Genomic DNA, 22,827 nt, shown 5'->3' with positions numbered 1-22,827 from the left:
CGCCTCAGCCATGTCCCGGGGAGGGCGTGAGGGCGTCGGCGACCTGGCGCGTGACGCGGCGGCCGATGAGGGCCAGGAGCTTGCGCGGGCGGCGGGGCATCAGGTGGGCCAGGCCAAGGTTGCCCCGGCCGGGCACCACGTACCCGCGGTCGCGGTCGAACGCGCGCAGGGCGGTCGTGACGACCAGCTCGGGAGTGGCGAGCCTGGCGCCGATGGCCGCCTTCCTGGTGCCGATCCGGTCGAAGAACGCGGTCTCGACCGGCCCCGGCGCGACCGCCAGCACCTTCACGCCGGTGCCGCGCAGCTCGCTCCAGAGCGCGAGGCTGAAGTTGAGCACGAACGTCTTGGACGAGGCGTAGGTCGCGAAGTACGGGGCGACGTTGAAGCCGGCCGTGGAGCCCACGTTCACCACGCCGCCGGAGCCCCGGGCGAGCATGCCCGGCAGGAACGCGTGCGTCAGCCCCACCAGCGCGACGACGTTGACCATGAGCTCGTCGTGCTCGCGCTCCGGCGCGATCTGCGCGAAGTGCCCGGCCGTGCCGAAGCCGGCGTTGTTGACGAGCAGCTCGACGGCGATCCCGCGGGCGGCCACCTCTTCGGCCACCCGCGTGGCCGCGTCGGGGGCGGACAGGTCCTGGACGAGCACCTCGGCCCGCACCCCGTGGGCCTGGCGCAGCGAGGCGGCGAGGGTTTCCAGCGCGGGGCCGGACCTGGCGACCAGCACCAGGTCATGCCCTCGGGCGGCCAGCTGACGCGCGAACTCGGCGCCGATCCCGGAGGAGGCTCCGGTGACAAGTGCGTAAGTCATGAGTTGGAAAGTAGCACGTTCTACTAGAACTGCGCCATTTCGTCTCAGTTCTAGGCTGTACCGTCTCCTTCATGGGAAGACTGCGGGCCGACGCCGAGCGCAGCATGCGCGCGATCATGGCGGCGGCGGAAGACGTGCTCAGCGCCAATCCGGTGGCCACGATGGAGCAGGTCGCCGAGGCGGCGGGGGTGGCCAGGGCCACCGTCCACCGCAGGTTCGCCAGCCGGGAGGCGCTGATCGAGGCCATGGAGGTGGCCGCGTGGCGGGAGATCCAGGACGCCGTGCACGCCGCCCGCCCGCACACCGCGCCCGCCCAGGTGGCGCTCCATCAGGCCACGGCCAACATCCTGCAGATCAAGCTCGGCTGGCGGTTCACGCTGGCCCGCCCGGTGCCGCTCAGCAAGGAGGCGCAGGCGGTGCAGTCCGAGGTGATGGAGCTGTGCGAGGCGGTGTTCGGGAAGCTGCTGGGCCCCGGCGCCGACATCGTCTGGGCCCGGCAGGTCTATCTCGCGCTGCTGGGGGAGGCCGCGCACGGCTCTCCCCCAGGCTCCGATCCGGACGCGCTGGCAACGAGGGTGATCGACACCCTCCTGCACGGCGTTCAGCGCACCGCGTAGGCGCGGATCACCTCCTGCGACAGGGTGTTGCCGTTGACGTCGGAGGCCTTCAGCCGCAGCGAGACGAAGCCGGACGGCGAGCGGTCGAGCGTCGTCTCGTAACTCCGCTCGCCCTTGTCACGCAGGCGGGCGGGCTTCCAGGTGGCGCCGTCGTCGTACGACACCTCCAGCGAGACGTCCTTGACCGCGCTCTGCGGCGCGCCCTCCTGGTGGTAGAGCGACAGGCCGAGCCGGTGCGACCTGGCCTGGTTCCTCAGGTCCACGGGCGCGTCGAACGAGGCCAGCAGCAGCGGGATCACCGTCGTCGCCGTGGTCCGCTCCGAGCCGAACGTCCACACCGCCCTCGTGCGGGTGGACAGCTTCGCCCACTCGGCCTCGTTGGCGAGGTCGTACTCGATCCGGTACGTGGCCTGCTCCGGCGGGAGCACGCCCGACCCCGAGGGCAGGTAGTTCGTCTGCAACAGCAGCTTGTCGCCCTGGTAGAGCCGGAAGTCGCTCTTCAGGCCGTGCTCGAACATGCTGGTGTACCCGTCGCCGTAGTTGCGGTCGGCGTCCACGAAGCCCTGCATCGAGATGCGCAGCCGGTCGCCGTCCCGGCGCAGCGGGTTGCGCGGGTTGATGCCGGGCATCACCGGCTGCTTGAACAGCGTCCGGCCGACCCGCTCCCCCACCTCGTAGGGGCGGAACTCCGGCGACGACATCAGGACGCGCGGCGTGTCGGGGTGCGGCCACATGTTGTTGTACGACCGCTCCGGGCTGCCCGCCGACGAGCTCCACTTCAGCTCGGGGTCGGGGGTGACGTAGTCGGTGCGGGTGCGCGGCGTCTTGGCCAGGGGGAGGTTCGTGGAGATGGACGAAGTGTCCCACGGCTCGAAGACGAACCTGGCCTCGTTCATCGTCACGTCGTCGGCCAGCTGGCTGTGGTAGCCGGTCTCGATCCTGGCCAGCGACCTCGACCTGACCACGTACGTGAGCGAGTCGCGCACGCGGCCCTTCTCGCGCAGGTAGAGGTCGTAGACGTACGGGCTGGCGACGTTGCCCTTGGCCAGGATCGGCACGGGCAGGTGGCGCAGCCGCGCGACCAGCTTCAGCCCCTCCTCGTGCGTCAGGCGCACGGTCGGGACGGTGAGCTTCACCTTGTTTCCGCCGGTGGTGACGTCGGCCCCCGGCCGGTCGCTGTAGACGGCGACCATCTTCGCCCCGGCCGCCGCGGCGGCGTTGGACTGGGTGGAGACGGGCACGCCGTCCGTGCGGCGGATCACGGCGAGCTTGCCGCGCAGGTCACGGGCCTTGATCTCCTCGGCGCTGCCCCGCCCCGCGTCCACGGCCATGAGCAGCTGGGTGCCGTCCAGGCGCGGGTACTCGGTGGAGAAGTCGCTGAACTGGACCGGGTCGACGTACTGCGGCTCCAGGTCCAGGCCCGGCGTGGACAGCTCGATCTCGGGGGCCGCCAGCCGCCAGCGGGTGGCGACGGTGAAGGTGCCCTTGGTGACCTTCCTGGTGGGCTGGACGAACAGCCGCTCCTCGATCTGCGCGCCGGGCGAGATCGTGGTGCCGCCGCGCAGCGCGGTGCCCTGCTCACCGGAGCGATACCACATGAGGGCCCCGGCGGCGCCGGTGTTCCGCTTGGTCCGGTGGTCGGGCGTCTCGACCTTCACCTCGACCGCCTTGCGGGCGTCCAGCACGACCTCGGTGTTCTCCGTGATCTTCATTTCCGGGTCGCCGAGCAGGCTCTCGTTGAGCGGCTTGCCGCCGGCGGTGCTGTCCTGCGTGGCGGGCATGGTGAAGATGTGGCCGAGCACGGAGTAGGTGCCGGGCTTGACCAGCAGGCAGGTGCCGGTGCCGTACTTCTGGTCGGTGCAGGGCTGGGAGGGGTCGCCGGGGAGCAGGCGGCCGACCAGGGTGCCTTCGTCCAGGTTGAGGACGGTGAAACCGCCGCGGCCGGGGCGGCCGTCGCGGGCGATGCCGCGTACGCGCAGCTCGACGCGCTTGTCGTCGACACTGGCGGTCAGCAGCGTGCGGACCGGGCTGCCGCCCGCGACGGCGGCCGTCAACTCCTGGCGCACCAGCCCGCTCTCGGCCGCCTTGGCCGTGACCGTCACCTCGGCCTTCCCACCGGCGGGCACGGTGAGCTCGGACGGCTCGACGGTGAACGCGTCGCCGGCCGACAGGTCCAGCTCGGCGGGCGTCTGGCCGAGGTTGTGGTAACCCACGGTGAGGCTCTTCCGCTCGCCGGTGGTGAGCTTGCCGAAGCTCGCCGAGCCCGTCGAGGCCACGACCGAGCCCTTCAGCGCGGCGGCCACGTCGATGCGGCCCGCGCCCTGCTCGTCCACGGAGATGTCCTGGCCGGGCCTGGCACTGGCCATGAGCAGCGACTTCAGCTCGTTGCCGGCGATCCCCGGGCGGGCCTGGCGCAGCAGCGCCGCCGCGCCCGCGACGTGCGGGGTCGCCATCGAGGTGCCGGACAGCGTGAGGGTGCCGCCGCCCGCCTTGGCGGCGGTGATGTCCACGCCGGGGGCGGTGACGTCGGGTTTGACCGACTGGTCGGCCGTGATCGGGCCCCTGCTGGAGAACGGCGCCAGCGCGTCCCGCTTGTCCACCGCGCCGACGGTCAGCGCCTCGGGGGCGTCGCCCGGGGCGCCCACGCACCCGTCGCAGCCGTCGTTGCCGGCGGCCACCACGAACAGCGTGCCGTACTGCTTGCTGAGCTGCGTCACCGCCGCGGTGAGCGGGCCGCCGGGCTCGCGGCTGCCCAGGCTCATGTTGACGACCTCGGCGTGCTTCTCGCCGGCCGCCCACTCCATGCCGTCGATGATCCACGACAGCTGGCCGTAGCCGTCGGCGTCGAGCACGCGGCCGTTGAGCAGCCGCGCGCCGGGCGCGACACCCTTGCCGACGCCGCCCGCGCCCGTGCCCGCGATGGTGCTGGCGACGTGGGTGCCGTGCCCGTGGGGGTCGCCGGCGACGCTCTGGCCGGTGAAGTCGCGCTGGTCGGCGACCTTGCCCGCCAGGTCGGCGTGCGCGGCGTCCACGCCGGTGTCGAGGACGGCCACGGTCGTGCCGGTGCCGTCGTACCCGGCCGCCCACGCCTCGGGGGCGCCGATCTGCGGCACGCTCTGCTCCAGGTCCGGCTTCACCTTGCGGTCGAGCCAGATCTTCCGCACGCCCGCCAGCGGGCCCGCCGCCCGCAGGCTCGGGGTGGCCAGCTTGGCCAGCTCGGCCCCGAACGCCGCGGCGTCCCGGGTCGCCACCGACACGCCCGCGCCGCCGATGCTCTCCAGCGTGCGGGCCTGCTTGACGGCGGGGATGGCGGCCTTGGTGGCGTTGCCCTCGTAGGTGAGGATGAGCGGGATGGCGCCTCCCGCGTAGCCCTGCTCGGCCAGCTCGGTCACGTTGAACAGCGCGGTGTCGAGCCGGTCGGGGACCAGGGCGGCGACGTCGTCGGGGACGACGATCACGCCGGTGTCCGTCTCCAGCACCTGGAACGTCGGCACGGAGCCGTCCGCCCGCGGCGCGGGGGTGACCGTCACCGCGCGGTGCTCGCCGTCCACGGCCCGCACCTGCACCTGGTCACCGGTGATCAGCGTGATCTCGCCGGCCGGGGCGCTCGTGAACGCCATCGGCGGGCCGGCCGCCTCGGTGCCGGCGTGCGCGCCGGGTGCCGAGAATAACGATGCGACCATGACCATGGAGACGGCCGCAACCCGCCATCGTCCCATGGACGACCTCCAGAGAATCGGTAAGCACGAATACCGAATTACTAGTCATCCGGATGGACGTTGTCTATGAGGTTGGTGTGGCCAGATCCCGACTTGTCGGGAATCCGCCACCGTCCTCCCGCGCTGCCGCCACCCGATGGCGCACCCAAGGGATCCCCGGCCGGAGTGCGGGCCGCACTTCGGCCGGGGTCTTATGGAGAGGGGAGGGATCGAGGAAGCCCGGCCACGCCGGTAACGGCGTGCGGCGGCCCGCGCTGAGGTGATGGGGTTGGTGCATTGCCGGGCGCGATCAAGTTGCTTAACGTGCTAAAGGCTGATCTGTCGCCTTTCCGTGGGGAGCCGCCTGACATGCATGATGACCGCAACCTGGTCGAGGCCCGCCTGCAGCGGGTGCTGGACGAGCGCATCCGCCCGGCCGTGTATCCCGAGTCCGTCCCGCTGGAGGTGGCGGTCTGGCACGCGCCGGGCGAGCCCGTACCGGTCGCGGAGGGGCTGGCGGCGACGCCCGAGCCGATCGCGACCGGCACCGCGTGGGGCGCTCCTTGGGGCACGAGCTGGTTCACGGTCACCGGCACGGTGCCCGCCGAATGGGCGGGCAGGACCGTGGAGGCCATCCTCGACCTGGGCTTCAACGAGAACATGCCGGGCTTCCAGAGCGAGGGCCTGGTCTACCGCCCCGACGGCTCCCCGGTGAAGGGCCTCAACCCCCGCAACCAGTGGGTACGCATCGGCTCCCCCGTCGAGGGCGGCGAGCGGGTGCGCCTGCACGTCGAGGCCGCCTCCAACCCCGTCATCCTCGGCTACCCGGCCTTCCGGCCGACGCACCTGGGCGACAGGGAGACGGCCGGCGGCGACCCGCTGTACCGGCTGGCCCGCATGGACCTGGCCGTCTTCGACGAGACCGTGTGGCAGCTCGTGATGGACCTGGAGGTGCTCGGCGAGCTGATGCTGGAGCTGCCGGCCGACGGCACCCGCCGCTGGGAGCTGCTGCGGGCCCTGGAGCGGGCGCTGGACGCCGTCGATCTCCAGGACGTCAACGGCACGGCGGCCGCCGCCCGGGCCGAGCTGACCGGCGTGCTGTCGTCCCCGGCGGTGCCCTCGGCGCACCGGATCAGCGCCGTCGGCCACGCGCACATCGACTCGGCCTGGCTGTGGCCGCTGCGCGAGACCGTGCGCAAGGTGGCCCGCACCGCCTCGAACATGACCGCCCTGCTGGAGGACGAGCCGGACTTCGTGTTCGCGATGTCGCAGGCGCAGCAGTGGGCGTGGATCAAGGAGCACCGCCCCGAGGTGTGGGCGAAGGTGACCAAGGCGGTGGCCGCGGGCCGGTTCGTCCCGACGGGCGGCATGTGGGTGGAGTCCGACACGAACATGCCCGGCTCCGAGGCGATGGCCCGGCAGTTCGTGCACGGCAAGCGGTTCTTCATCGACGAGTTCGGCATCGACAACGAGGAGGTGTGGCTGCCGGACACGTTCGGGTTCGCGGCGGGGCTGCCGCAGATCATCAAGGCGGCCGGGTCGAAGCGGCTGCTCACGCAGAAGATCTCGTGGAGCCAGACGAACACGTTCCCGCACCACACGTTCCTGTGGGAGGGCATCGACGGGACGCGGATCTTCACGCACTTCCCGCCGGTGGACACCTACAACTGCTCGATGACCGGCCGCGAGCTGGCGCACGCGGCCCGCAACTTCAAGGACAAGGGCGTCGCGCGGCACTCGCTCGCGCCGACGGGCTGGGGCGACGGGGGCGGCGGCACGACGCGCGAGATGGTCGCCAAGGCGGCCAGGGTGCGCGACCTGGAGGGCTCGCCCGCCGTCACGTGGGAGCCGCCCGCGCACTTCTTCGCCAAGGCCGAGGCCGAGTATCCGAACCCGCCGGTCTGGGTGGGCGAGCTCTACCTCGAGCTGCACCGCGCCACGCTCACCAGCCAGGCCAAGACCAAGCAGGGCAACCGGCGCAGCGAGTCGCTGCTGCGGGAGGCCGAGCTCTGGGCGGCCACCGCGGCCGTGCGCGCCGGGGCCTCGTACCCGTACGAGCGGCTCGACCGGATCTGGAAGACGGTGCTGCTGCACCAGTTCCACGACATCCTGCCGGGCTCGTCGATCGCGTGGGTGCACCGGGAGGCGCGCCGGACGTACGAGGCGGTGGCCGCGGAGCTGAACGAGATCATCGACACCGCGCAGCGCGCCCTGGCCGGCGACGGCGATCGCGGGGTGGTCTTCAACGGCGCCCCGCACACCCGCCACGGCGTGCCCGCAGGAGGCGCCCGGGCCGTCTCCGGCGCGCGGTGGACGGAGACGCGCGAGCGCGACGGCGGCGGTTTCGTCCTGGAGAACGACCTGCTCAGGGTGGAGATCGACGCCCGCGGCCTGGTCGTGTCCGCCCGCGATCTGACGGCGGGCCGGGAGACCGTCCCGCCCGGCCAGGCGGCGAACCTTCTCCAGCTCCACCCCGACTTCCCCAACAAGTGGGACGCCTGGGACGTGGACGAGTTCTACCGCAACACGGTCACCGACCTCGTGGACGCCGACGAGGTGAGCCTCGACGGCGACGGGGTCCGGGTCCGGCGCTCGTTCGGGTCCTCCACGGTGACGCAGGTGCTCACGCTGGCCGGCGGGCGGCTCGACATCCTCACCGAGGTCGACTGGCACGAGACGGAGAAGTTCCTCAAGCTGGCGTTCCCGCTGGACGTGCGCGCCGACCGGTACGCCTCCGAGAGCCAGTACGGCCACGCCTACCGCGCCACGCACACCAACACGAGCTGGGAGGCGGCCAAGTTCGAGGCGTGCAACCACCGCTTCGTGCACGTGGAGGAGCCGGGCTGGGGCGTCGCGCTGGTCAACGACTCGACGTACGGCCACGACGTCACCCGGGCCGTCCGCCCGGACTCGGGCACGACCACCACCGTGCGCGTCTCGCTGCTGCGGGCCCCGCGCTTCCCCGACCCGGAAACCGACCAGGGCGTGCACCGCTTCCGGCACGCGCTGGTGCCGGGTGCGACGATCGGCGACGCGGTGCGCGAGGGCTACTTCGTCAACCTGCCCGAGCGCCTGGTGGCCGGCGCGGCGGCGGAGGTGGAGCCGCTGGTCACGGTGGACGACGACGCCGTCGTGGTGACCGCCGTCAAGCTGGCCGACGACGGGAGCGGCGACGTGATCGTACGCTTCCACGAGTCGAGGGGCGGCCGGGCCCGCGCCACGCTGACGCCGGGCTTCCCCGTCGCCGAGGTCGTCGCCACCGACCTGCTGGAGCGCCCCACGGGCGCGCCGGGGCAGGGGCTGTCGGTGTCGCTGCGCCCGTTCGAGCTGGTCACGCTCCGGCTGAAGCGGGCCTAGCCGCTGAGGAGGGCGCCCAGGCGGGGCGCGTACGTGGCGTGGAAGACCAGTGAGGCCGCGCCGATCGCGGCGGCGTCGGCCGCGATCGGCGAGGTCTCCACGCGGACGGCGTGCAGCCGCCTGGCCAGCGTCCTGGTGGACACGGCCCGCGCGATGACCTCGCGGTAGAGCTCCCCCACCTCCCTGAGCGCGGGCCCGCCGAGTACGAGCAGGTCGATGTCCAGCATGTTCACCACGCTCACGGCGGCGTCGGCCAGCCGCTCCGCCACCCGTTCGATCACCCGCCGCGCCTCGGGCTCCCCCTTGGCGGCGGCCGCGCAGACGGCCTTGTGGGAGACGCGCCCGCCCATGGCGGCCTCGATGGCGCTCGGGCAGCAGACCGCCTCCACGCAGCCGCGGTTGCCGCAGTAGCACTCGGGCCCGTCGGGCTCGAGCGTGATGTGCCCGAACTCGGCCGCGTTGAGCGACCGCCCCCGATATACCTGGTTATCCAGAAATATCCCGCCACCGATGCCCGTCCCCAGGTACAGGTAGGCGAAGCTCGGCGTGGTCCGCGCGATCCCGGCCCACCGCTCCCCGATCGCCGCGGCGGTGGCGTCGTTGTCCACGGTCACCGGGAACCGTGTGTGCTCGTGCAGCAGCGCCTTGATCGGCACCTGGTCCCACGCGGGCAGCCTGGGCGGCGAGACCATCACCCCGTCCCCGTCCAGCGGCCCCGGGCAGGCCAGCCCCACCCCGAGCACCTTGCCGTCCGCCACCCCCGCCTCCCGCAGGATCCGCCGCGCGGCCCTGGCCATCTGCCGGATCACCGCCTCGGGCTCCAGGCCGGGCCGTACGGGCCTGCGCAGCCGCTCGACCGGCCGCCCGGCCAGATCGGCCAGCACGCACGAGATCTCCTCGGGGTCGAAGTGCACCCCGATCGCGTAGCCGGCGTCCGGGTCCACGCGCAGGATCGTGCGCGGCTTGCCCCCGCCCGACGGCACGGACCCGTCCTCGACGACGAGCCCCTCCTCCAGCAGCCGGCGCACGATCACGGACACGGTCTGCGCGGTCAGCCGGGTGCGGGCGGCGATCTGCACCCTGCTGATGCCGTCGGACGCCTGGATCGCCTCCAGGACCACGGCCCGGTTGTAGCTCCCCACCTTGGGCAGGTTCGTGCCCAGTCGCATGTGAGCCATGTCACCACAGAGTGTTGACTTAGTAAATCAAATAGATTTACGTTCTCCGCAAACCCAAGGAAACACGGGGAGCGCGTGATGAAACGTACGCTGGCCGGTTCTCTCCTCCTTCTCCTGACCGCCGTCGCCGGGTGCGGCGGCGGCACCCCGCAGAACGCCTCAGGCGCCAAGGAACTCGAGGTCCTCTACAAGGTCGAGACGACGTGGCCGTACCTGGAGAAGATGCTCGCCGCCGCGAAGCAGCAGTACGAGTCCGCCCACCCGGGCGTCAAGATCAAGCTCACGGCCGTCCAGGGCAACAACGAGGCGTACTACACGAAGCTGGCGCTGCTCAACCGCTCCCCCGACTCGGCCCCGGACCTCTACTACCACGACACGTTCCAGGTCAACGCGGACGTCGCGGCCGGCAAGCTGGCCCCGCTCGACGACTACCTGGCCAAGTGGCCCGACTGGAGCACCCAGTTCCCCGACTCGGTCAAGCAGGCCGCCAAGGGCGGCGACGGCAAGATCTACGGCGTGCCGATCAGCACGGACACGCGCGGCCTCTGGTACCAGAAGGACGTCTTCGCCAAGGCCGGCCTGCCGGTCCCGTGGGAGCCGAAGACCTGGAACGACGTGCTCACGGCGGCCCGCACGATCAAGCAGAAGCTGCCCGGCGTCGTCCCGTTCAGCATGTACGCCACGAAGATCCACGGCGAGGCGTCGACCATGCAGGGCTTCGAGATGCTCCTGTACGGCACGCCGGGCGGCACCCTGTACGACGACGCGCAGAAGAAGTGGGTGGCCGGCGGCAAGAACTTCACCGACGCCCTGACCTTCGTCAACACCGTCTTCCGGGAGGAGCTGGGCCCGAAGCAGGCCGACGCCCACAACGCCAAGCTCGGCGACAAGGTGACCATGGAGTGGTTCCCCGAGGCCAAGCTCGGCATCTCCCTCGACGGGGCCTGGGCGAACTCGGCCTGGAGGCCCACCGGGACCAAGCCGTGGCCCGAGTGGACGGAGAAGATCGGCTGGACGCCCATGCCGACGCAGAACGGCGAGGCGCCGGGCGCGGTCAGCATGTCGGGCGGCTGGGTCATGGCGATGAGCGCGTACACCAAGCACAAGCAGGAGGCGTTCGACTTCATCACCACGGCCACGAACAAGGAGAACTCGATGGCGTACTCGGTCGGCACGGGTGACCTGGCCGCCCGCAAGGACGTGGCCGCCGACCCGAAGTACAGCGCCGACAACCCGAGCGTCAAGTTCTGGACCGACCTGGCCTCCGTCACCCACTACCGGCCCGCGTACGAGGTGTACCCGAAGGTGTCCACCCAGGTCCAGGAGGCCATGGAGGCGGTCGTGACCGGCTCGCGGACCCCTGAGGAGGCCACCGCGAACTACGCCAAGGCGCTCCCGGCCGCGGTCGGCGGACCCGACAAGGTCATGTCGCGATGACGATCGTCACCGCCCCACCTCCGCCCGTGACGAGCCGCCCGGTACGCGGCTCGTCACGGCGGAACGCCATGCGCTGGCTCCTGCCCCTGGGCCCCGCCCTGGTCCTGCTCGCGCTCTTCCTGGCGGGGCCGATCCTGTGGAGCGTCTACATAGCCTTCACCAACGAGACGTTGACGGGCTCGGCCTCGGTTCACTCGCGGTTCGTCGGCGTGGCCAACTTCGTCAAGCTCTTCGGCGACCCGAACTTCCTGAACTCGTTCCTCCTGACGTTCGTCTTCGTCATCGGCTCGGCGGTCATCGGCCAGAACACCCTCGGCCTGATCATCGCGCTCCTCCAGCGCGGCCGTGGCCGGGTGACCCGCAGCGTCGTCAACGGCGTGGTGATCGCCGCCTGGGTGGTGCCGGAGGTCGTGGCCGCGGCCTGCTGGTTCTCGTTCCTGGCCGAGGAGGGCACCCTCAACAGGGTCCTGGGCCTCTCCCAGGAGTGGCTCTACACGGCTCCGATGCTGGCGGTGATCCTGGCGAACATCTGGCGCGGCACGGCCTTCTCCATGCTCGTCTACTCGGCCGCGCTCTCCGAGGTGCCCGCCGACCTGGTGGAGGCCGCCGCCGTGGACGGCGCGGGCCCCGGTCGCCGGCTCCTGCACATCACGCTGCCGCTGATCCGCCGCTCCATCATGGCCAACCTCATGCTGATCACGCTGCAGACCCTGGCCAGCTTCGGCCTCATCTACGCCCTGACGGGCGGCGGCCCGGGCACGGAAAGCCAGACGACGCCGCTGTACATGTACGAGCAGGCGTTCCGCTACTTCGAGATCGGCTACGGCTCGGCGATCGCGCTGGTCATGCTGGTGATCGGCGCGCTGTTCTCGCTGGTCTACCTGCGCCTGATCAAGGTGGAGGACGCATGACGAGGCTCGCCGGCCGCGCCGCCGCCCTGCTCTCGCTGGCGCTGATCACGCTGGCCTTCCTGGGCCCGTTCCTCTGGGTCCTGCTCGCCTCGGTCCAGTCCGAGGCGAGCCTGGCCGCCAAGCCGACGCTCTCCTTCTCGCTGGACAACTTCAAGGCCGTCCTGACCTGGGACACGATCATCCTGCCCCTGATCAACTCGATCGTCATCTCGGGCTCGACGGCGGTGCTGACGGTCCTGGTGGCGGGGCTGGCCGCGTACCCGCTGTCGCGCTACCAGCTCCGCTACCGCCGCCACTTCATGCTGAGCCTCCTGTTCACCACGGGCCTGCCGGTGACGGCGATCCTCGTGCCGGTCTACGCGATGTTCTTCCGCTTCAACCTGTACGGCTCCGTGCCGGCCATGGTGCTGTTCCTGACGGCGAGCTCGCTGCCGTTCTCGATCTGGATGATGAAGAACTTCATGGACGGCGTGCCGGTGAACCTGGAGGAGGCCGCCTGGGTGGACGGGGCCGGCTGGTTCCGCTCGCTGACGACGGTGGTGGGCCCGCTGATGGCCCCGGGGATAGCCGTGGTCGCCATCTTCGTCTTCGTCGGCCAGTGGGGGAACTTCTTCGCCCCCTTCGTCCTGCTGGACACCCCGGAGAAACAGCCGGCGGCGGTCACCGTCTACACGTTCTTCTCCCAGTACGGGCAGGTGGCCTACGGTCAGCTGGCCGCCTTCTCGATCCTCTACACGGCGCCGGCAGTGGTCCTCTACGTGGCCGTCAACAAATACCTGGCCAGTTCCTTCAGCTTCGCCGGCTCGGTGAAGGGCTGACGGCTTACCAGAGGTAGTTGAAAGGCGTACGGTTGACGCATGGCTGCGACCCCGGACACGGTGCACTGGCGCGGCGTGCACCACCTCGCCCTGGTGACCGCGGACATGGACGCCACCGTGCGCTTCTGGCACGGCGTGCTCGACGCCCGCCTCGTCACCACCCTTGCCGTCCCCGCGTTCAAGCACTACTTCTTCGAGGTGGCGCCGGGTAACACCGTCGCCTTCTTCGAGTACACCGACCAGCCGCTCGACAGCTTCGCCAAGCCCGCCGGCGTGCCCTACCCCAAGGCGGCGCAGTTCGACCACCTGTCGCTGCACCTGCCGGACGAGGACGCGCTCAACCGGCTGCGCGACCGGCTCAAGGCGCACGGCTGCGAGGTCACCGACGTCATCGACCACGGCTTCCTGCGGTCGATCTACTTCAGCGACCCGAACGGGATCGCGCTCGAGGCCTCCTGGTGGACCGTCGATCCGACCGGCCGGCCGGTGGACTACTCCGACGAGCGCCTGTTCGCCGACCCCGACCCGGTCCCCGCCGTACGGGAGCTGCGGGAGGAGGGGCGGCTGCGGCGGACGGTGGCCACGCGCCTGGTGGACGGCATCGTCGAGGACCTCAGGCGTGAGGGGATCACGCTGGATCCATGAGCTTCATGAAGGCATCACGTGGGGGAGGTCGACGCTTGACCTGCCCCACGTTAGCCTGACCTCAGTTCGCATGTATGCCACTACATGCGGCGGCCGTTTAGTCGATCATGGCTGTGGTAGCGCCGATCGCTATGACAACGGCGGCAAGTATGACGAGAAACCGTACGGTCCGGGGTGTTGACTTGATCGCATCCCGGACTATGCGTCCGAGCTCTTGCACGATCGTGGTCCCAAAGCCCGATGGATCGCACATCGCAGGTTTCACCTCCCCCCCAAATCGGGCCCCTGACCTGCACCGTCCCTCCTTTCTTAATCTTGGTTCCACGGTGCATGAGGGTCTCCCAATCTGCAAGTAGGCTTCACGTGGTTCTCCGAGTGTGAAAGTAAATTTCAATCCACAGGCGCGCCACGACCTGCCGGTCAGAAAACCGGCAGGTCGTGAAGGCCCGGGAGATCGGGCCTATGCGCAGGTGTAGCCGGAGGGCGTCTGCGTGTTGCCGCTCGGCCGGCTGACCTGGAAACCGAAGGTGGTACTGGCGTTCGGGGCCAGGTTGCCGTTGTAGGCGAGGTTCTTGGCGGTGACGCTCTGCCCGCTGACGGTGAGGGTCGCGTTCCACGAGCCGGTCAGCGTGTGCCCGGCGGGCAGGGTGAAGGTGACGGTCCAGCCGGTGATGGCGGAGGTCCCGGTGTTGGTGACGGTCACGGGCTGGACGACGTACCCGGTGGCCCACTGGGTCTGCACGGTCCCGGCGGCCGTGCAGCCGCCGCCGCCGGGGCCGGCCGTGGTGGTGAAGGTGCCGAGGGCGGAGTTCGCCGAGACGTTCCCCGCCCCGTCGCGGGCCCGGACGTACACCTGGTACTGGGTCGAGGGGCTGAGCCCGGTGAGCGAGATCGAGTTGGTCGCAGACTGGCCGAGGAGCTGGTCGGTCGCGCCCTGCTCGCGGTAGACGTCGTACCCGGCGAGCCCGCTCCCGCCGCTGTCGGTCGAGGCGGTCCAGGTGAGCGAGGCCGAGTTCGAGGTGACGTTGCCCGCCGAGGGCGTGCCCGGCGTGGTCGGCGGGGTGGGGTCGGTGGTCGTGCCGCCGGCCAGCGCGTCGTGCACGGCGGTGTACGACGGCTTCTGCTGGTAGCTCTCGTCGTAGATCAGGGCCGCGCCCTGCCCGGAGAACGTGTCGGGCACCCAGGAGTACTTGTCGGTGAAGCCCCAGATCGTCACGCCGGCGCAGGCGGTCACAGCCAGGCAGGCGTTGACGACGTTGCGGTAGTAGGTGGCCTGCGTGGCGTCCTTGGTGGCGTCCCTGGGCATCACCATGCGCACGTCCAGCTCGGTGATGCGGACCTGGACGCCGAGGGCGGCGAAGCGCTGGAGGTTCTGCTGGAAGTCGTTCGGGAAGCCGTACTGGATCGCGAGGTGCGTCTGGAAGCCGACGCAGTCGACGGGCACGCCCTGCTGGCGCAGCGACGAGACCAGGTTGTAGATCGCGGTGCTCTTGGCGTTGATCCCCTCGGTGTTGTAGTCGTTGATGCACAGCCGGGCGTCGGGGTCGGCGGCGCGGGCGGCCCGGAAGGCGTCGGCGATGTAGCTCTGGCCCAGCGTGTTGTACCAGAACGACGTGCGCAGGTTGCCGCTGTCGTCGAAGACCTCGTTGACCACGTCCCAGGAGACGACGGTCGGGTTGCCGGCGTAGTGGCCGACGACCTGGCTGATGTGGTTCTGCATGGCGCTGCGCATGGCGGTGGCGCTCAGGCTCTGCACCCAGCCCGGGGTCTGGTTGTGCCAGACGAGCGTGTGGCCGTGGACCTGCTGGTTGTTCTGGGTGGCGAAGTTGACGATGGCGTCGGCGCCGGAGAAGTTGAACTGGCCCTGGCTGGGCTCGGTCGAGTCCCACTTCATCGCGTTCTCGGCGGTGACCTGGCTGAACTCGGTGGCGGCGATGTTGCGGTAGGCGCTCTCGTTGGCGAGCGGGCCGGTCGCGAGCGCCGCCCCGATGAACTTGCCCTTGGCCGCCGCGTGGGTGCGTAAGGGCGCGGAGGCGTGGGCCGGGCCGGCCGGCAGGAGGAAGGCTGCGAGCATCCCCACGAGGGCGAGGAGGACTCTGACGGGCGAGGACGAATGCACGGACATCTACCTCCGAAAGCTTTCGATCCCGGTGGATCGCATCGAAGACGGTATTGACATGCGAGATGAGGGTCAATGCCAGCCTCGTACGGCCACTAAACAAGCAGCTGAACGATAGAAACTATCGGAAAATAAATGAAACTTTCATGAGCCTTGCTCCCGCCGGGGCCCTCAGGAACATTGGTAGCAATCACCCTCATAGAAGGGCAGACCAATGGCAGACGGGCTCGTCTTACCCCCCGGCGCCGGGCAGTCGCTCGGGTCCATGGGGATGACGCTGAAGGTCGGGGCGGAGCACTCGAAGACCTGGTCGGTGTTCGAGAACACGATCGCACCGGGCTTCGACGTCGGCGCCCATTTCCATCACCACGCCGAGGAGCTGTTCTACATCCTCGACGGCGAGCTGGACCTGCTGGCCTTCCAGCCGCGGGAGATCACCGGCGAGCCCTGGCAGTCGTGGGAGTCGGAGGGCGGCGCCCGGACGGTGCGCGGCGGCCCCGGCAGCCTCATGTACGTGCCCGCAGGCTGCCCCCACGCCTTCGCCAACCCCGGCGCCACGCCCACCCGGATGCTCTTCATCGTCACCCCGGCGGGCCATGAGCACTACCTGCGCGAGCTGGGCGAACTGCTGTCCCGCCCGGGGCCGCCCGACCAGGCCGCCGTCATCGAGCTGCGGACCCGGTACGACATCCAGCAACTGTCCCCCATCGGCCTCGGCTGAGCCCGTTTCCGGCGACCTAGCGCAACGTACCTACCGGTCGGTACTGTGATTTATCCAGAACAATCGTCCACTAGCCGGGAGTTCGGTGTATGTCCCTTTCGCACGCCCAGGTCGTGGCCCAGCTCACCGGACCCGGTCAGCTGTTCGAGATCGAGGAGATCGGCGACACCGGGATACGCACCTGGAAGCACGCGCCCACCCACTTCCGCGCGCTGCTGGAGATGAGCCGCTTCCACGGCGAGAAGGTCTTCCTCGTGTACGAGGACGAGCACATCACGTTCGAGGACCATTTCCGCCGCGCGGCCACCCTCGCCAACCGCCTGGTCGAGGAGTACGGGGTGCGGAAGGGCGACCGGGTGGGCGTGGCCATGCGCAACTACCCCGAATGGGTCGTCTCGCTGTCGGCCGCGCTGGCGGCGGGGGCCGTCGCCGTACCGCTCAATGCCTGGTGGACGGAGGCCGAGCTGGCCTACGGCGTGCGGGACTCCGGAGCCAAGGTGCTGATCGCGGACGGCGAGCGCGCCGCCCGGCTCGCCGCGACGGGCGTCCCCCTGATCGTCGCCCGGGGCGAGGTCCCGGAGGGCGCGCGCGGCTTCGACGACGTGCTGGGCGAGGTCGCCGCCGACGTCACGCTCCCCGCCGTCGAGCTGGCCCCCGAGGACCCCGCCACGATCTTCTACACCTCCGGCACGACCGGCAGCCCCAAGGGGGCGCTGGGCAGCCACCGCAACCTGGGACAGTCCCCCATGACCGTCGCCTTCGGCCTCATGCGGGCGGTGGCCATGGCGGGCAAGGACGTCGCGGCCGCGGCCGGCACCCGCCGGGTCACGCTCCTGACCGTCCCCCTGTTCCACGTCACGGGCTGCTTCTCCGCCCTGACCACCACGATGTTCGCCGGCGGCGGCCTCGTGCTCATGTACAAGTGGGACCCCGAGCAGGCGCTGCGGCTGATCGAGCGGGAGCGCGTGACCGCCATGATCGGCGTGCCCACGAACGCCTGGCAGCTCATGTCCCACCCCGACTTCGGCAAGTACGACCTGTCGTCCCTGACCACCCTCGGGTACGGCGGCGCCCCCGCCCCGCCCAAGCTCCTGGAGCGCATCACCCACAACCTCCCCAACCGCGCCCCCTCCAACGGCTACGGCATGACCGAGACGACCGCCCTGGCCATCGGCAACGGCGGCGCCGACTACCAGGCCAAGCCCGACAGCATCGGCCTGCCCTCGCCCGTCGTGGACGTGCGCGTGGTCGACCCCATGGGCGCCGAACTGCCGCCCGGCGAGGTGGGCGAGCTGTGCGTACGCGGCCCGAACGTCATCCTGGGCTACTGGAACAAGCCGGAGGCGACGGCGGAGACGTTCGTGCACGGCTGGCTGCACACCGGCGACCTGGCCAAGATCGACGAAGAGGGCTTCGTCTACATCGTGGACCGGGCCAAGGACATGGTGATCAGGGGCGGCGAGAACGTCTACTGCGCCGAGGTGGAGGCGGCCCTGTTCGAGCACCCGGCGGTCGACGACGCCGCCGTGATCGGGGTGCCGCACGAGGAGCTCGGGGAGGAGGTCGGCGCGGTCATCCGCCTGGCGCCCGGCACCTCGGTCGCCGCCGAGGACCTCCAGTCGTTCCTCAAGGAGCGGATCGCCAAGTTCAAGATCCCGGCGCACATCTGGTTCCGGGAGGGCGAGCTGCCCCGCAACCCCGGCGGCAAGATCCTCAAGACCCACCTGCGCAGGGAGATCCTGGGCGCGTAACCCCGCTCTTTCCGGCCTCCCGGCACCTTGCTTTCGCCGGGAGGCTTTCGCGTGACCACCGTCACAATATGAGCGTTACCGCAGGTGGAACGGGCTTTCGACCGTCCCCTTTACGTGGCGGGTAATCGCGCCCCCTACGTGGCGGCTGACATCTTTCAGGTGTCGCGAAAAACCGCCACCAAGGGAGCCCGAGACATGAGCACCGCCCTGACCATCACCGCCGACCGGATGAAGTTCCTGCGCCTCGCGCTGGCCGCCGACGCCGTCGTCACCGGCGGCAACGGGCTGGTCTACCTCGCCTTCGCCGGCCCCGTGAGCGACCTGCTCGGCCCCGGCGCGGCCCTGCTGCGCGGCATCGGCGTCTTCCTGCTGGTGTACGGCGCCGCCGTCGGCCTCCTCGCCACCCGCCGCGCCATCAGCCCCGCCGCCACCAGGGCCGTGATCGCCCTGAACATCGTCTGGACCCTCGGCAGCATCGCCGCCGTCGTCACCGGCGCCGCCGATCTCACCACGATCGGCGCCATCTGGACCATCGCCCAGGCCCTGGTGGTCGGCGTGTTCGCCGAACTCCAGATCGTCGGCCTCCGCAAGACCCGCAACAACTGACAAAAAAGAAGGAATGACCATCATGAACCTCATCGAGCGCTACGTCGCCGCCTGGAACGAGACCGACGCCGACGCCCGCGCCAAGGCCGTGGCCGAGCTGTGGACCGAGGACGGCACGTACACCGACCCCCTGGCCGACGTGAAGGGCCACGACGCGATCGCCGCGGTGATCGCGGGCGCCCAGGGTATGTTCCCCGGCCTGGTGTTCACCCCGGGCGAGGTGTACGACGCCCACCACCACATCGCCCGTTTCACCTGGCACCTGGGCCCGGAGGGCGGGGAGGCGGTCGCGGTCGGGTTCGACGTGGTGGAGCTGGCCGAAGACGGGCGGATCCGCACGGTCCTCGGCTTCCTCGACAAGGTCCCCGCCGCCTGACCCTCCCTCCTCTTTCCGCCGAAGGCTCCCGCTCCTCGCGGGAGCCTTCCGCGTCCCCGCCCACTCCCCCACACCAAAACCAGCCCCCGCCCGCCGAAAACGATTTGCCCCGATCATCACCCGAGCCGGAAAATTGACGCTCGTGCTGCCCACCGGACTGAAGCGCTTCCTGCGTCACTTCACCATCGACCTGAGCCCCCTGCGCGACTCCCGCGACTACCGCCTCCTCTTCGCCTCCGGCGTCATCACGATGTTCGGCACGTTCATCACCATGGTCGCGGTGCCGTACCAGATGAAGGAGCTGACGAACTCCTACCTGGCGGTCGGCCTGGTGAGCCTGGCGGAGTTCGTCCCGATGGTGGTGTGCGGCCTGTGGGGCGGCGCGATCGCCGACGCGCTCGACCGCCGCAAGATCATCGTCCTGAGCGAGCTGGGCCTCCTGGTCACCACGGGCGCGCTCATGGTCAACGCGATGCTCCCCGACCCCCAGGTCTGGGTCCTGTACGTGATGGGCGCCGTCTCCACGGGCATCTCCTGCCTGCAGCGTCCCAGCCTGGAGGCCGTGTTCCAGCAGGTGGTCAAGCACGAGCAGCAGGGCGCGGCGGCGGTGCTGTCGAGCATGCGCTGGAACTTCGGCGCCATCGTCGCCCCTGCGCTGGGCGGCCTGCTGGTGACCGCCTTCGGCCCGGCGGCGGCGTACGGCATCGACACGCTGAGCTTCGTGGTGTCGATGGCGCTGCTGTGGCGGATCAGGTCGCTGCCGCCGGCCGAGGACGCCGCCCCCGCGTCGCTGAAGTCGCTGGCCGAGGGCATGCGGTACGCGGTGCGCCGCCCCGACCTGATGGGCACGTACCTGGTGGACATCGCGGCCATGGTGTTCGCGATGGGGACGTCGCTCTTCCCGTTCCTGGCCGACGAGCTGCACTCCCCGCAGGCGCTGGGGCTGCTGTACTCGGCGGGGGCGGTGGGCGCGCTGGCCGCCTCGATCACCGGCGGCTGGGCGGCCCGCGTACATCGCCAGGGCCTGGGCGTGATCATCGCGGCCACCCTCTGGGGCGTGGCGATCGCCGCGTCGGCGCTGGCCCCCAACGTCTGGATGCTGTTCGTCTGCCTCGCCATCGCGGGCGCCGCCGACATGATCAGCGGCATCTTCCGCATGACGATGTGGAACCAGACGATCCCGCCGGAGCTGCGCGGGCGGCTGGCCGGGATCGAACTCCTGTCGTACGCGTCCGGCCCGATGCTGGGCAACGCCCGCGCCAGCCTGATGGCCAACTTCGGCGGCACCCGCTTCTCCCTCGGCGCGGGTGGCCTGCTGTGCGTGGGCGCCGTGCTCGGCCTGGCCGCCGCGCTGCCGGCGTTCCGCACGTACGACGCCAGGACCGACGACCACGCCCTGGCGGAGAAGCTCCGCAGGGAGGCCGCCGTCTAGGTCACCGGTTTCCGCCTTGGCGAACACCCGCAGCGCCTCGGCGTCGGAGTGGACGTTCGTCACGTAGTCGGCCACCCACTCCTCGATCCCGCCGAACCCGCTCTCCCGCACCAGCCGCTCCCCCACCAGGGCGGCGTCGAGCGGGGTCCGGCGCAGGGTCACGGCGCCGGTGTCGCCGTCCAGCAGCGCCCAATGCGCCCCGCTCTGCCCGTACGGCATGCCGACCGACCCGGGGTTCACGACCAGCACCCGATCGGCCAGCCGCACGAAGGGCATGTGCGTGTTGCCCAGCACCACGGTGCCGGCGCTCTCCCCGGCCAGCACCTCGGCCCACCGCTCCAGCGAGCTGTCCACGAGGATCATCTCCTCGTCGCTGCGCGGCGTCGCGTGCACGAACAACGTGGTCTCCAGCCGCCCCAGCTCGACCACCTGCCGATCGGGCAACCCGGCCAGCAGCTCGACCTGATCCTCCCGCAGCTGCTCGGCCGCCCACTGGGACACGGGATAGGGGCTGGCCTTCCCGCGCACCGCCTCCACCAGCTCCCTGTCGGCATTCCCGTTGACCCATAACGCCCGCTCCCCCAGCGAGACGAGCACGTCCAGCGTCTGCACCGGCATCGGCCCGGCGGCCATGTCCCCGGTCAAGACGATCACATCGGCCCCGGCCACCTCGGGCTCGGCCAGCACGGCTTCGAGCGCGGGCAACACCCCATGGATGTCGGACAACACAGCGATACGCATACGGCCACTCTCCCGCACCGCACCCGCAACCGTGGGCCCATGACGCGTATTCACGCATTCACACAGCGTGAGCGCGTGAGATTGCTAGCGTTGACCCATGACGGCCGAAGCAGTGGTCCAAGAGATGGCGACGAGGCATCCCTCGCTGCCCGACTGGGTGTTCCCTCCGCCGAGAGGGTTCGTCGCGGAAGACCTCGATCACATTCCAGATTTGCCCGCACACACAGAGTTGATTGATGGAAGCTTGGTCTTCGTGAGGCACCGAGGATCCTTCCACGCGCTGATGATCGACCTGCTCGTCGCCGCCCTACGTCAAGCCGCCCCGAAAGACCTCCGGGTGCGACGCGAGATGAGCATCATTCTCGACCCCGGCCAGCGCCCGGAGCCCGACCTCATCGTGATAAAGGCCAAGGCCGTGCGCGACGACGACGAGACCTTCTACCAGGCGCAAGATGTGGTTCTCGCGATAGAGGTAGTCACTCCCGCGTCCGAGGTCCGCGACCGTCACCGCAAACCGCAGCTCTACGCCGAAGCCGCGATCCAATACTTCTGGCGAGTCGAGAAGAACCCGGACAAGCCCGTGGTCTATGCCTACGAACTGGATCCCGCCACCCGCTCCTATGTCCCCACCGGCATCCACCGCGAGTGCGTCAAAGTGACCGTCCCCTTCGATCTGGCCATCGACCTCACCGAGATCGACCGGCTCTGAGCGCCCTCAGCCCGCCTCGCGCCACCCCTCATAGCGCTCCACCAGCTCATCCACCTTGGCCAGCGCCCCCTCGTCCAGCCCTTCGACGACGACCAGCCACTGCGCGTCCTCGGCGTCGTCCTCCCCGGCCAGCGTCTCCCGCACCACCCGCGGCACCCCGAGCGCCGGGAACCACTCCCCGAGCGTCTCCGCGACCTCCTCGGCGTCATCCCGCTCGGCGAACACCAGCAGATGCTTCATCTTCCTCCTCCCCCCTTGCGAGTGATGCTCATCATGCCGCCTTCAACATCGCTTCCCGAGTGGGTCGTCCCGCCGCCGGAAGGCTTCGTAGCAGAAGACCTCGATCACATCCCGGATTTACCCGCACACACAGAGTTGATCGATGGAAACCTGGTCTTCGCAAGTCCGCAACGACGCTTCCATCAGCTGGTCATCCACCGGCTGCATGTCGAGCTGGAGGGTCTCGTGCCGACCGAGCACGAAGTCGTCCAGAGGATGAGCGTCAAGCTAGCCCCCCGGCAGCGTCCAGAGCCTGACCTCTTCGTCCTGGGGCCCGACGCCCTGATCGGCCCTGACGTCACGTGTTTCCAGGCCGAGGACGTGGTCCTTGCTGTTGAAGTGGTCTCACCCGACTCAGAGGAGCGCGACAGAAAACGCAAGCCCGTCCTCTACGCCGAGGCGGGGATCCCTCATTTCTGGCTGATCGAGGAGATCAACGGCAAGCCGGTCGTCCACGTCTACTCACTCGATCCCGTCACAGAGGTCTACGTCACCACGGGCGTCCACTACGACAGGCTGAAGATCCCGGTCCCCTTCGACATCGACATCGACCTCACCAAGCTGTGCAAGAGCAGAACGCGATAGGGGCCGAAACGGCGGCGTTCCGCCGTACCGGCCCCTTCC

The 22,827-nt window shown here is 70.1% G+C and carries 18 protein-coding genes and 1 pseudogene; 13 read left to right on the top strand and 6 right to left on the bottom strand.

What is annotated here, in order from left to right:
• Positions 1-4: 4 nt before the first annotated feature.
• Entirely contained in the window at positions 5-808 is an 804-nt protein-coding gene (locus tag ACIHFD_RS37180) for an SDR family NAD(P)-dependent oxidoreductase (RefSeq protein ID WP_397370969.1), read from the bottom strand.
• 71 nt (positions 809-879) lie between these two features.
• Here ACIHFD_RS37180 and ACIHFD_RS37175 point away from each other — a divergent pair, with 71 nt between their 5' ends.
• Positions 880-1,425 (top strand): TetR/AcrR family transcriptional regulator, encoded by a 546-nt coding sequence (locus ACIHFD_RS37175; RefSeq protein ID WP_397370968.1) that lies wholly within the window; start codon positions 880-882, stop codon positions 1,423-1,425.
• On the opposite strand, the gene ACIHFD_RS37170 is transcribed toward ACIHFD_RS37175, so the two are convergent.
• Entirely contained in the window at positions 1,410-5,108 is a 3,699-nt protein-coding gene (locus ACIHFD_RS37170; protein WP_397370967.1) for a S8 family peptidase, read from the bottom strand. The two genes, ACIHFD_RS37175 and ACIHFD_RS37170, sit on opposite strands and share 16 nt — an antisense overlap.
• 384 nt (positions 5,109-5,492) lie before the next feature.
• Here ACIHFD_RS37170 and ACIHFD_RS37165 point away from each other — a divergent pair, with 384 nt between their 5' ends.
• A complete protein-coding gene (locus tag ACIHFD_RS37165; RefSeq protein ID WP_397370966.1) occupies positions 5,493-8,480 on the top strand; it encodes an alpha-mannosidase in 2,988 nt (995 codons plus the stop codon).
• Here the strand turns inward: ACIHFD_RS37165 and ACIHFD_RS37160 are convergent.
• Positions 8,477-9,658, bottom strand: coding sequence for an ROK family transcriptional regulator (locus ACIHFD_RS37160; protein ID WP_397370965.1), 1,182 nt, complete (start codon positions 9,656-9,658; stop codon positions 8,477-8,479). The genes ACIHFD_RS37165 and ACIHFD_RS37160 overlap by 4 nt on opposite strands.
• A 78-nt stretch (positions 9,659-9,736) precedes the next feature.
• Between ACIHFD_RS37160 and ACIHFD_RS37155 the strand changes: the two genes are divergently transcribed.
• From ACIHFD_RS37155 to ACIHFD_RS37140, 4 genes are read left to right on the top strand one after another with little or no spacing between them, the layout of a single operon-like run.
• Entirely contained in the window at positions 9,737-11,095 is a 1,359-nt protein-coding gene (locus ACIHFD_RS37155; protein ID WP_397370964.1) for an extracellular solute-binding protein, read from the top strand.
• Entirely contained in the window at positions 11,092-12,006 is a 915-nt protein-coding gene (locus tag ACIHFD_RS37150; RefSeq protein WP_364257514.1) for a sugar ABC transporter permease, read from the top strand. Before ACIHFD_RS37155 ends, ACIHFD_RS37150 begins: the two co-directional genes overlap by 4 nt.
• A complete protein-coding gene (locus ACIHFD_RS37145) occupies positions 12,003-12,824 on the top strand; it encodes a carbohydrate ABC transporter permease (RefSeq protein ID WP_397370963.1) in 822 nt (273 codons plus the stop codon). Before ACIHFD_RS37150 ends, ACIHFD_RS37145 begins: the two co-directional genes overlap by 4 nt.
• A gap of 39 nt (positions 12,825-12,863) precedes the next feature.
• Positions 12,864-13,469, top strand: coding sequence for a VOC family protein (locus ACIHFD_RS37140; protein ID WP_363972061.1), 606 nt, complete (start codon positions 12,864-12,866; stop codon positions 13,467-13,469).
• Positions 13,470-13,929: 460 nt separating this feature from the next.
• Here the strand turns inward: ACIHFD_RS37140 and ACIHFD_RS37135 are convergent, their stop codons facing one another.
• Positions 13,930-15,594 carry an endo-1,4-beta-xylanase gene (locus tag ACIHFD_RS37135; protein WP_397370962.1) on the bottom strand — a complete coding sequence of 555 codons (1,665 nt, stop codon included), beginning with the start codon at positions 15,592-15,594 and terminating at the stop codon, positions 13,930-13,932.
• 208 nt (positions 15,595-15,802) lie between these two features.
• On the opposite strand from ACIHFD_RS37135, the gene ACIHFD_RS37130 reads away from it, so the two are divergent.
• From ACIHFD_RS37130 to ACIHFD_RS37110, 5 genes are all read left to right on the top strand, one after another.
• Positions 15,803-16,309: a cupin domain-containing protein gene (locus ACIHFD_RS37130; protein WP_397370961.1), complete on the top strand. Its 507-nt coding sequence runs from the start codon at positions 15,803-15,805 to the stop codon at positions 16,307-16,309.
• An 89-nt stretch (positions 16,310-16,398) separates the two neighbouring features.
• Entirely contained in the window at positions 16,399-18,060 is a 1,662-nt protein-coding gene (locus ACIHFD_RS37125) for a class I adenylate-forming enzyme family protein (RefSeq protein ID WP_397370960.1), read from the top strand.
• Positions 18,061-18,255: 195 nt separating this feature from the next.
• Entirely contained in the window at positions 18,256-18,666 is a 411-nt protein-coding gene (locus ACIHFD_RS37120; protein WP_350727203.1) for a hypothetical protein, read from the top strand.
• A 22-nt stretch (positions 18,667-18,688) separates the two neighbouring features.
• Positions 18,689-19,042, top strand: coding sequence for a nuclear transport factor 2 family protein (locus ACIHFD_RS37115; RefSeq protein ID WP_225963469.1), 354 nt, complete (start codon positions 18,689-18,691; stop codon positions 19,040-19,042).
• Positions 19,043-19,184: 142 nt separating this feature from the next.
• The gene (locus ACIHFD_RS37110) at positions 19,185-20,474 is read left to right on the top strand and encodes an MFS transporter (protein WP_397370959.1); all 1,290 of its coding nucleotides are present in this window, start codon (positions 19,185-19,187) and stop codon (positions 20,472-20,474) included.
• 228 nt (positions 20,475-20,702) lie between these two features.
• Here the strand turns inward: ACIHFD_RS37110 and ACIHFD_RS37105 are convergent.
• Positions 20,703-21,215, bottom strand: a pseudogene (locus ACIHFD_RS37105) (metallophosphoesterase family protein); the annotation flags it as partial.
• Positions 21,216-21,312: 97 nt separating this feature from the next.
• Here ACIHFD_RS37105 and ACIHFD_RS37100 point away from each other — a divergent pair.
• Positions 21,313-21,924 carry a Uma2 family endonuclease gene (locus tag ACIHFD_RS37100; protein WP_397370958.1) on the top strand — a complete coding sequence of 204 codons (612 nt, stop codon included), beginning with the start codon at positions 21,313-21,315 and terminating at the stop codon, positions 21,922-21,924.
• A gap of 6 nt (positions 21,925-21,930) precedes the next feature.
• Here ACIHFD_RS37100 and ACIHFD_RS37095 read toward each other — a convergent pair whose 3' ends face one another.
• Positions 21,931-22,164 carry a hypothetical protein gene (locus tag ACIHFD_RS37095; protein WP_397370957.1) on the bottom strand — a complete coding sequence of 78 codons (234 nt, stop codon included), beginning with the start codon at positions 22,162-22,164 and terminating at the stop codon, positions 21,931-21,933.
• Positions 22,165-22,188: 24 nt separating this feature from the next.
• On the opposite strand from ACIHFD_RS37095, the gene ACIHFD_RS37090 reads away from it, so the two are divergent.
• Positions 22,189-22,788 carry a Uma2 family endonuclease gene (locus tag ACIHFD_RS37090; RefSeq protein WP_397370956.1) on the top strand — a complete coding sequence of 200 codons (600 nt, stop codon included), beginning with the start codon at positions 22,189-22,191 and terminating at the stop codon, positions 22,786-22,788.
• The last annotated feature ends 39 nt before the right edge of the window (positions 22,789-22,827 follow it).

The organism is Nonomuraea sp. NPDC051941 (assembly GCF_044593615.1).
This window is presented reverse-complemented; position numbering and strand designations above follow the sequence as displayed.

Bases quoted from the DNA above. Each gene is read 5' to 3' on its own strand.
- ACIHFD_RS37180 (WP_397370969.1), bottom strand. From the start codon at position 808: ATGACTTACGCACTTGTCACCGGAGCCTCCTCCGGGATCGGCGCCGAG.
- ACIHFD_RS37175 (WP_397370968.1), top strand. From the start codon at position 880: ATGGGAAGACTGCGGGCCGACGCCGAGCGCAGCATGCGCGCGATCATG.
- ACIHFD_RS37170 (WP_397370967.1), bottom strand. From the start codon at position 5,108: ATGGTCGCATCGTTATTCTCGGCACCCGGCGCGCACGCCGGCACCGAG.
- ACIHFD_RS37165 (WP_397370966.1), top strand. From the start codon at position 5,493: ATGCATGATGACCGCAACCTGGTCGAGGCCCGCCTGCAGCGGGTGCTG.
- ACIHFD_RS37160 (WP_397370965.1), bottom strand. From the start codon at position 9,658: ATGGCTCACATGCGACTGGGCACGAACCTGCCCAAGGTGGGGAGCTAC.
- ACIHFD_RS37155 (WP_397370964.1), top strand. From the start codon at position 9,737: ATGAAACGTACGCTGGCCGGTTCTCTCCTCCTTCTCCTGACCGCCGTC.
- ACIHFD_RS37150 (WP_364257514.1), top strand. From the start codon at position 11,092: ATGACGATCGTCACCGCCCCACCTCCGCCCGTGACGAGCCGCCCGGTA.
- ACIHFD_RS37145 (WP_397370963.1), top strand. From the start codon at position 12,003: ATGACGAGGCTCGCCGGCCGCGCCGCCGCCCTGCTCTCGCTGGCGCTG.
- ACIHFD_RS37140 (WP_363972061.1), top strand. From the start codon at position 12,864: ATGGCTGCGACCCCGGACACGGTGCACTGGCGCGGCGTGCACCACCTC.
- ACIHFD_RS37135 (WP_397370962.1), bottom strand. From the start codon at position 15,594: ATGTCCGTGCATTCGTCCTCGCCCGTCAGAGTCCTCCTCGCCCTCGTG.
- ACIHFD_RS37130 (WP_397370961.1), top strand. From the start codon at position 15,803: ATGGCAGACGGGCTCGTCTTACCCCCCGGCGCCGGGCAGTCGCTCGGG.
- ACIHFD_RS37125 (WP_397370960.1), top strand. From the start codon at position 16,399: ATGTCCCTTTCGCACGCCCAGGTCGTGGCCCAGCTCACCGGACCCGGT.
- ACIHFD_RS37120 (WP_350727203.1), top strand. From the start codon at position 18,256: ATGAGCACCGCCCTGACCATCACCGCCGACCGGATGAAGTTCCTGCGC.
- ACIHFD_RS37115 (WP_225963469.1), top strand. From the start codon at position 18,689: ATGAACCTCATCGAGCGCTACGTCGCCGCCTGGAACGAGACCGACGCC.
- ACIHFD_RS37100 (WP_397370958.1), top strand. From the start codon at position 21,313: ATGACGGCCGAAGCAGTGGTCCAAGAGATGGCGACGAGGCATCCCTCG.
- ACIHFD_RS37095 (WP_397370957.1), bottom strand. From the start codon at position 22,164: ATGAAGCATCTGCTGGTGTTCGCCGAGCGGGATGACGCCGAGGAGGTC.
- ACIHFD_RS37090 (WP_397370956.1), top strand. From the start codon at position 22,189: ATGCTCATCATGCCGCCTTCAACATCGCTTCCCGAGTGGGTCGTCCCG.